This window comes from Variovorax sp. 01T439_2 (genome assembly GCF_056398445.1).
Window position 1 is genome coordinate 1 of the sequence record NZ_JBFTPJ010000205.1, and the last position, 7,312, is coordinate 7,312.

General features: G+C 63.3%; 9 protein-coding genes and 1 pseudogene. 5 read left to right on the forward strand and 5 right to left on the reverse strand.

The window, feature by feature from the left end; genetic code table 11:
- Positions 1-406 (reverse strand): annotated as a pseudogene (locus AC1DOC_RS12000) (autotransporter domain-containing protein); the annotation flags it as partial.
- A gap of 507 nt (positions 407-913) precedes the next feature.
- Positions 914-1,459, reverse strand: coding sequence for a hypothetical protein (locus AC1DOC_RS12005; protein ID WP_196230440.1), 546 nt, complete (start codon positions 1,457-1,459; stop codon positions 914-916).
- Here AC1DOC_RS12005 and AC1DOC_RS12010 point away from each other — a divergent pair.
- Positions 1,458-1,727, forward strand: coding sequence for a hypothetical protein (locus tag AC1DOC_RS12010; RefSeq protein ID WP_018904954.1), 270 nt, complete (start codon positions 1,458-1,460; stop codon positions 1,725-1,727). The genes AC1DOC_RS12005 and AC1DOC_RS12010 overlap by 2 nt on opposite strands.
- Positions 1,728-2,635: 908 nt before the next feature.
- On the opposite strand, the gene AC1DOC_RS12015 is transcribed toward AC1DOC_RS12010, so the two are convergent.
- Both AC1DOC_RS12015 and AC1DOC_RS12020 read right to left on the reverse strand, forming a co-directional pair.
- On the reverse strand, positions 2,636-3,499 hold the full coding sequence (locus AC1DOC_RS12015) for a hypothetical protein (RefSeq protein WP_015865882.1): 864 nt from the start codon (positions 3,497-3,499) through the stop codon (positions 2,636-2,638).
- Positions 3,500-3,708: 209 nt separating this feature from the next.
- The gene (locus AC1DOC_RS12020) at positions 3,709-4,074 is read right to left on the reverse strand and encodes a helix-turn-helix domain-containing protein (protein ID WP_080515786.1); all 366 of its coding nucleotides are present in this window, start codon (positions 4,072-4,074) and stop codon (positions 3,709-3,711) included.
- 171 nt (positions 4,075-4,245) lie between these two features.
- On the opposite strand from AC1DOC_RS12020, the gene AC1DOC_RS12025 reads away from it, so the two are divergent.
- Entirely contained in the window at positions 4,246-4,809 is a 564-nt protein-coding gene (locus tag AC1DOC_RS12025; protein ID WP_041945859.1) for a helix-turn-helix domain-containing protein, read from the forward strand.
- 338 nt (positions 4,810-5,147) lie between these two features.
- On the opposite strand, the gene AC1DOC_RS12030 is transcribed toward AC1DOC_RS12025, so the two are convergent.
- Entirely contained in the window at positions 5,148-5,609 is a 462-nt protein-coding gene (locus AC1DOC_RS12030; protein WP_478129852.1) for a DUF1016 N-terminal domain-containing protein, read from the reverse strand.
- A 451-nt stretch (positions 5,610-6,060) separates the two neighbouring features.
- Here AC1DOC_RS12030 and AC1DOC_RS12035 point away from each other — a divergent pair, with 451 nt between their 5' ends.
- Genes AC1DOC_RS12035 through AC1DOC_RS12045 form a run of 3 tightly spaced genes read left to right on the forward strand, consistent with a single transcriptional unit; the run spans position 6,061 to position 6,953 of the window.
- Positions 6,061-6,375 carry an Arm DNA-binding domain-containing protein gene (locus AC1DOC_RS12035; RefSeq protein WP_478079951.1) on the forward strand — a complete coding sequence of 105 codons (315 nt, stop codon included), beginning with the start codon at positions 6,061-6,063 and terminating at the stop codon, positions 6,373-6,375.
- Positions 6,376-6,382: 7 nt separating this feature from the next.
- Positions 6,383-6,679, forward strand: a complete 297-nt coding sequence (gene relB, locus AC1DOC_RS12040; RefSeq protein WP_015865880.1) for a type II toxin-antitoxin system RelB family antitoxin — start codon at positions 6,383-6,385, stop codon at positions 6,677-6,679.
- Positions 6,666-6,953 carry a type II toxin-antitoxin system RelE/ParE family toxin gene (locus AC1DOC_RS12045; protein ID WP_015865879.1) on the forward strand — a complete coding sequence of 96 codons (288 nt, stop codon included), beginning with the start codon at positions 6,666-6,668 and terminating at the stop codon, positions 6,951-6,953. The genes relB and AC1DOC_RS12045 overlap by 14 nt, the downstream gene beginning before the upstream one ends.
- The last annotated feature ends 359 nt before the right edge of the window (positions 6,954-7,312 follow it).

The window sequence follows — 7,312 nt, forward strand, 5'->3', positions numbered from 1 at the left end:
CAGCCGAGCCGGTGGTGGTGATCGAGCCGATATTGGCCACGTTGACGTGGAGGGTCGCACCCACCGGGCCGACCGGCGAAGAAAGCGATACGCCCTTTCCCGAAATCACCATGTTCGGGTTGTCGAGGTTGAGCGTGAGCCCATTGCTGAGGGTGTAGGTGATGCCGCTGAGATAGCTGGTGCCCGAGCAGGTGAGCGTGTCTTGCCCGGCTGCTTCAACGCCGCACTCATTGGCAGCACGCGCCATCTGCGGCGATGCCGCGAACAACGCCACCGCAAGGGCAATGGCCGAAACCGGAAAAGCGGCGACGCTCGCCGATGGCGCGCGGCGCGGTGCGGCTGCGGGGCGTTCGTTCTTGATGGAGACGAGACGCTTGAGCCCCGCTTTGCCGTCGCACGATGTCATCTGAAAACTCCTTGGTACAGAAGCTCAGATCATCACGTGTTGAAACTTTTCTTACAAACAGACACGTATGTGGAAAATACTAACCTGTGCGAATTTCTGCCCGGTATGTGGGCTCATCGAGACAGCCTCACGGTCATGCGCACCAGTTCTGATCGTTTTTGATGTTTTTTCCTCGGTCCGTCCTGCGCGAACCTCCTGGTCTCCCAGGGCGCGCGGTCGAAACCGCGCCGCGCCCGTCCGCTGCAAGCGACATCAGCAACGGCCCCCGGCGACACGAAGAACCGGTCATTCCTGCGGGGTAAGTTCGGATGCGGTGGCCGCCTGACCTATCAGCCCCGCGCGGCGCTTGAAGCGAAACCGGTAGTTGTCGCCGCGGATCGTGGCGACGTGGCTTGCCCCACTCGGCCACCGATCGGTTGCYGGTCACCCGCATCGAGCCGCGCTCGTTACACGGCTTGCCAACTGGAAGAGCAGGTGCACCGTTCGCCTCGAAGGATCAGCCGCTGCTCAGACTGGCGGCACGTCCGAGGCTTCATCGGTGCCGACGGGGCGAAACACGGCCGAGTTCGGCAAGGCGCTAGGCATTTCCACGCGGATCGGAATGGCGCGGCGCGTTGGCCAGCGCTGCAGGGCCTTGGCGATCATTTCCCCGTGGCGCCGCGCCTCCAGGCGGGCGCCCTTGGGGTCGATCGGCGCGGGCCGCGCGACCGGCCGGCAGAACCAGCGCTGAGGGTAGATGTCGGCCTGGATGTTCTTGAGCGCCCGTCCGCGCGGATTGATTTCGGTGCCTTCGATGAAGAAGCCGCCCCGGACCTCGAGCATGCATGCGCGGTTGAGCAGCGGGATCACGTAGCTCTGCTGGTCGTCCGCGAGCAGCATCGCAATCATCAAGCTGCGGCCGGGCCGAGGGTCATGGATCCGCGGCATGTAGACCAGCTCTCCCACGCGGCGCGTGAGCTTCACCGCCTCCTTGCTGGAAAGCGCCTGACCTTCGAACAGGTATCTAAATACTTCGCAGTACACCTGTATGAATATACAGTAGTATGTAGGCATGGAAAACGTGCCTGCAACTCTCTGGATTGCCGCCTGCGCGCATCGGCTGCAGCAGCAGTGGCACACCGTCGACCCGCTCGAGTTGGAGGATGTCGCCCGCGATCTGTGGCGCGACGCACGACTGCGAGCAATGCGGCCTGAAGAGGCTGCGGTGGAATGGCTGCGGCCGATCACCGATCGGGCCGGTTCGATCGGCCGGATGGCCGCCGGGCTGGAGGTGGATCTCGCTCGCCCGCCGGAGCGAAATTCTTCCCCGATTCTTCCCTGAGATTTCGGGGAGGCGCGATTGCCGGAGGGGAGCGAACGCGAGGGAGGCGGTGGCGCCGCGCGGACCCGAAGTCCCGTCCTTTTCTCCGCCGGCGACGGCGAGCAGGGTGCTCTTCTTGATTCACGCGTCCTTTGACCAGGCCCGCTGGAGCTGGTCGACGTTCACCTTGAACCCGATTGGCTCCTTCGGACCGGCCCCCTCGTCGTCTGGTCAGATCTGGTTGATGGGCTCGGCAGAGGCGCATAGGGTCGCGACGGTGGCAGCGGGAGGACCCGTCCAGGTAGGAGCACTTGAAACCTCCTGTCGCAGGCGGGGCGTTTCGGTTTGTCGGCGGGAGAAGCGCGGGGAGATCGATCGACTCGTCGATGTGTCCGGCATTGGCGCGACGATTTCTTCGCCTGGGGCGTGTCGGTCAAGGACATCGACCACATCGCCCCGGCCATCCCGCCTGACTGCTTCTTCTTCTTCGAAAAGCAACGCGGTGCGTAAGTCGTTGAGCCGCGTTCACCTTCGGCAAGCCACGAACAGCTTCTCCGCCGATGTTGGCATCCAGCGCTCCTTGACGATGACCGTGCCCGACCTGATTGACTTCCAGAAGGTGCAACGGCCTCAGTTCCTCGCTGTTCGAGCGCGGGATCTGAGCCCATCCCGGAGCATGTTGCAATAACTATGCATTTGGCAATAAATGACGAAACGTCGCTCTTGATTGCCGACGAAAAAGCCTCTGCCTTGAAGCCTGCGGCGATCGCTTCTTGTCGGTCGTGCGACAGGTGTTCGGGCAAGCGACGGATCAATGTGCAGGCCACGTCTCGGGGCAGGCATGCCGCCACCGGCGACCTGCGATGGCCGGTGCCTTGCGAGGCATTGGCATCCATGGCAATGAGGCATTGGCAGCGCACCCACGCCCGTCAAATCCCCCTCGTTCGAATCTTCATGCCCGACCGACGCAGCGCAAACACGCCTTCGAAGGTCCGGCACCACACGAGCTCCTGCGAGCTTGCGATGAGGCGTGCGGGCATTGGATGCCCGGCGCCCGGCGTCAGCAGCTCCGTCGAGAAGACGAACTCCCGCTCGGGCGGGGCCTTCGCGGACGCGTCCTTCCTGCCGGTTTCCTCCCTGGCGATGAAGGCCGCGAGTTCGCTGAAGCCCTGCGCGGCCTCCGCAGCGAGTTTGCGCTGAAGGTCTTCCGAGGGCCGGGCCAGGTCGTCGAGGCTGTAGGTCGAGGGCAACTGGTACATGTACAGGCCCGACCAGCGATCGGCCCCGCTGCCCTGTTCGAGCTGGACTGCCGCAGCCGCCAGCAGCCTGCCGCTGGGCGACTTGCTGATGGAGAGATAGGGGGTTGCGCCCGTGTGGGCTGGGCCGCCGACGTCGGCGAGCTCGAGCCCCTGCCGGATCGCCGCATCGAGGAACAACTGCCGCGGCTCAAGCCTGAGCTTGCCCTTCATGCGCGCCGCGTCGAGGCCGGTCTGGCTGTCGACCATGCCCATGTTGGCGAGCGCGCCCAGGGCACCGAACACCAGGCCGGCCGTCAGGCTGCCGCCCTGCGTCTGCGCGTAGACGATGGTCTTCGCCTCGTCGAGGTGGCGAGTGGCGTGCCGCGGCTCCTCCACGATCGCCGCATGCGCGAGCACGAACGTGGACGGTGCGCCCGCCGCGACGGGGCGATCCCTGTAGCTCGGCGGCGCCACGCAAGCTGTCAGGCCCGCCAGCGCCAGCAGCGCGCACACCCTCAGGGCGCGACGATGCGCGCGGGCCTCGAAACCGATCATGGCTTTTTCTCCTCGCTCCGTGGTCTGACAGGCCGCTCTTCGGCGGCGGGCGGATCATAGCCGCCGGGCCGCACGCAACCATGGCCGGCCGGTTCGCAAGCGCGCCAGCGCGCATGGAGGCCTTCGGCTTCGGTGACCCGTGGCGGCTGGGAGCTGAACGACGAGGCGTGTCGCCTGATCGATCGTCAACTTGCCCACTGAGAAAACCGTCAACGCAACTGCGAACGCCTGCTGCCGATGGCAAGTTTTAACTCGTGGGAGGCCTGATTGGCGCGACGCTTTCTGCCTTGCTCACCCATGGATGGCTCAACGACGTGCGTATTGCCTTGCAATAGATCCGGCACTGTCGTGTTGAGTGCGAATGCCAGTGTGCCAAGGGTCCACAACGATGGATTGGCCAACCCTCGCTCGATGAGCGATATGTAGGTCCGATCAAGTTCGCAGTCGAAGGCGAGTTCGGTCTGAGATCTATCCGCCTTGATCCGAAGTTCTTTGAGACGCTTGCCGAGTGCAATCGAAATAGGCTCCCTGTGCGGTGGAGCCTGTCGRTTCGATCTCTTGGCGGCAGTGGGCATACCCACTGACGATCTTTCTTTGCAGTCCTAGAATCGACGGCATATACACTGCATAGAAAACCTGTCATGGCTATCTATCAAGCGTCACCGCTGCCGACCGGGCGACCAGTGCGGATTCCCGCTTCCGCATTGCCCGCAAAAACACGCCGACCGGCACCTACTGCACGCAGCCTGTCGGCGACGCGCATCGGCGCGCAGGTGAGGGCGCTGCGCATGGCGGCCGATGTGTCAGGCGGCGAGCTGGCCAAGACCTCGGGGATTTCTGCCTCGATGCTGTCACGCATCGAGCGCGGTCTGGTCTCGCCGTCGGTGGAGACGTTGGAGCGCCTCGCTCAGGGCCTGCATGTGCCGACCTCCCGCTTCTTCAGTGATCAGGCGAGGCGCACCGACTTCTGCCATGTGCGCGCAGGACATGGTGTCCTGGTCGATCGCATCGGCGCGGTGGCGGACTACCGCTATGAGCTGCTGGGCCACCTGCTGTCGGGCAACCTGTTCGTCGAGCCCTACCTGGTCACATTGCTGCCCGGCGCCGATCCGTATGTGACCTTCCAGCATCCGGGTCTGAAGTTCCTGTACTTCCTGTCCGGAGAGGTCATGTACCGCTACGGCGGCAAGTCGGTGGCGGTAGGGGCGGGGGACTCGCTGCTGTTCGATGCGACCGCACTCCATGGGATCGAGGCCATTCAGACCCAGCCGGTCTCTTACCTGTCGGTGGTTTTCACGCTGCGGGAGTAGGCTGTTCTTGGTGGCACTGCCGTGCAGCGGGGCGACGCGGACGCCCCTTCGATGGCCCCCGAATTCGCTACGTGCCGAATTCACTTCTCTGTCCGGCTCTCTATTTCTCGGTGTTCGGCATGCCGAACATCGAGAAATTCTCGACAGCGAAGGTCTTCTGCTTGATGGAACCGTGAGGGAATTCATGCAGCGGCCGTGGGCTCGCTGTGCGAGCGGGATTGATGTCGGCTTCGGTAGCCTGGACGTGGCGATCGCAAGACGACCTCGAAACTTCGGAGGCAAAGTCCTTGTGCGGCTATGAGGGCAGCACGGAGGCCCATCTGCGATGCGAGGTGTTGTTACGCGTGTCCCACGCGCGGATCACAGTCGGCCAGCAGGTTGACATGACCCCATGGCACGGCCTCTGCCATTTCTCGCACAGCCCGTGCGAGTTCTGACTGGCTGGCGGCCGCCAGCGCYCKGGATCCCCRGCGGCRCGGCGTGTCGCGCCCGCYTTCTCGCACAAGCTGTGCGAGAAACTCCGGCGYGGTGTAGGTCTCGTGGAACTGGCGCATGCGCCAGAGGCTTGCAGCGGAARACCCTGCCGYCCYTGCSAAGRAAGCCTTGAGGTCGCGCGCGAGCCGATCGACTACTGCTTCGCCCCATACGCGGCGTSTCTGCTGCTCACGGATGGCTTGCCCGATGTCCCAGTACAGGCCCACCAGTTCGCGGCCGACAGCCGCGCACCGTCGATGCGACGTTTCAAATCCGCGACGAAGCCGGGGTAGGTCGAACGGACTGAGTACGGTGGAGGATGGAATATGGTGCCTTCACCGAGCATCGAGTCCGTAGGCGTCGTCGCGAGGCCTTCAACAACCCATGCGGCATAGGACTGCGTGAGGCCCTGTGCGGGGTTCGTGAACTTCTTTCAATTCATCAGCGCTTGGAAGGCCTGGGAATTGCATAGCAGCCTCTTGTAGATCATCTCGTCATTGGAATCCAGGCCACCATTTTTCTTTCCCCGTAGATCCCAAGCCAGCTTCAAGGCCCTTGTACATCAAGGAATTAGCCTGAAAAAGGCGGCTCAAGCGGCATCCTGATTCTCACGAAGTCCCGTTCTTGCGCGTACCCCACGGTGTACCCCAGACTGCTTTTCAACCGCGGCCGATCTTGGGTACACCATGGGGCAACTCAGCGAGCTTCAGAACAAGGCGGCAGCGCCGCGGGGACAAGGAGTATCTGCTGGCGGACGGCGACGGTCTCTACCTTCGCGTGCGGCCGACCGGCAAGGCGTGGGTCTATCGCTACAAGCGGCATGGCAAGGAGGCCAAGCTCGGCATCGGGCACTACCCGGTGGTGACGCTGGCGGCGGCGCGCAGAAAGGCGCGTGCCGAAGCGCCGAGGCACAACCGGCAGCCAACGCCCCGGCTTTTGGGCCCATCTGGGACGTCGGGACGGTGCAAGCTGCTAACGCTCTTTATCCGGCGCGGACCGCGAACTCGCTATGAAGGAAGGCTTGATGGCCCTTCATATTGCCACCATTTCGCATCTCAATTGAGATACAATTGGGTTCTACTTCAATACTGAGGCGACCGTGGCACAGACTTCAATGCTCCACGTCCGAGTGGACGATGACCTCAAGGCGCAGGCCACCGCCGCTCTGGCGAATGTCGGCCTGACCGTCTCTGACGCAATTCGCATTCTTCTGACACGCGTCACAAAGGAAGGGGGACTGCCGGCAGGGCTGGCGGTTGATGACTCTGCCCATGATGCGTGGTTTCGCGCGAAGGTTCGGGAAGCCTTGGAAGACCCCCGTCCGACCGTCCCTCACAAGCAAGTCATGGCTGAAGCACGGGACCTGATTGCCAAGAAGCGACGTGCTCGAACTTGAATGGCGCGAAGCGGCGCGCGTGGATCTGCTGTCCATCGTTGAGTACATCGCGCAGGACAACCTCGATGCGGCACTGGCACTCGTCACGGAGATCGAGGAAAAGGCCGAACAGTTGAGGGAGCAGCCTAAACTTTATCGGCCGGGGCGAGTCCGCGGGACACGCGAGATGGTGGTACGGCCAAACTACGTGGTCGTGTATTCGGAATCAATGATTGCCGTGACGATTCTGCGTGTCTTGCACGCTGCACAGATGTGGCCGCCCGCACGCCCCTGATGGAATGCCGTAGCCCGGATTGATGTTCGACTCGAGCTACACGGATCGCGTGTCCGCGCCCTGACAAGCTGACGCCAGGCCGTCACGTCGCGTCGGCCCTCAGGGGTGTTCTCTTCGTTCACCTCGCGCGATGGGCCTCTGGTCGGATGACCGGGTCGAGGCAAAGGCGGACGGCCTCCCCTTTGAAGTTGGCATGCTGAGCGCAAAGCCCGATCGCGCGTAGTCGCGGATGGCACGGCACATTAGCGCCCGGCAGATCCATCTCTCAGGTGCCTACCTCCGTCCATCAATGTTCGGCATGCCGAACATTGATGGAGCGCTCAGAATTCCCGATCGATAGCAACGCGCTGGGAGCGGCG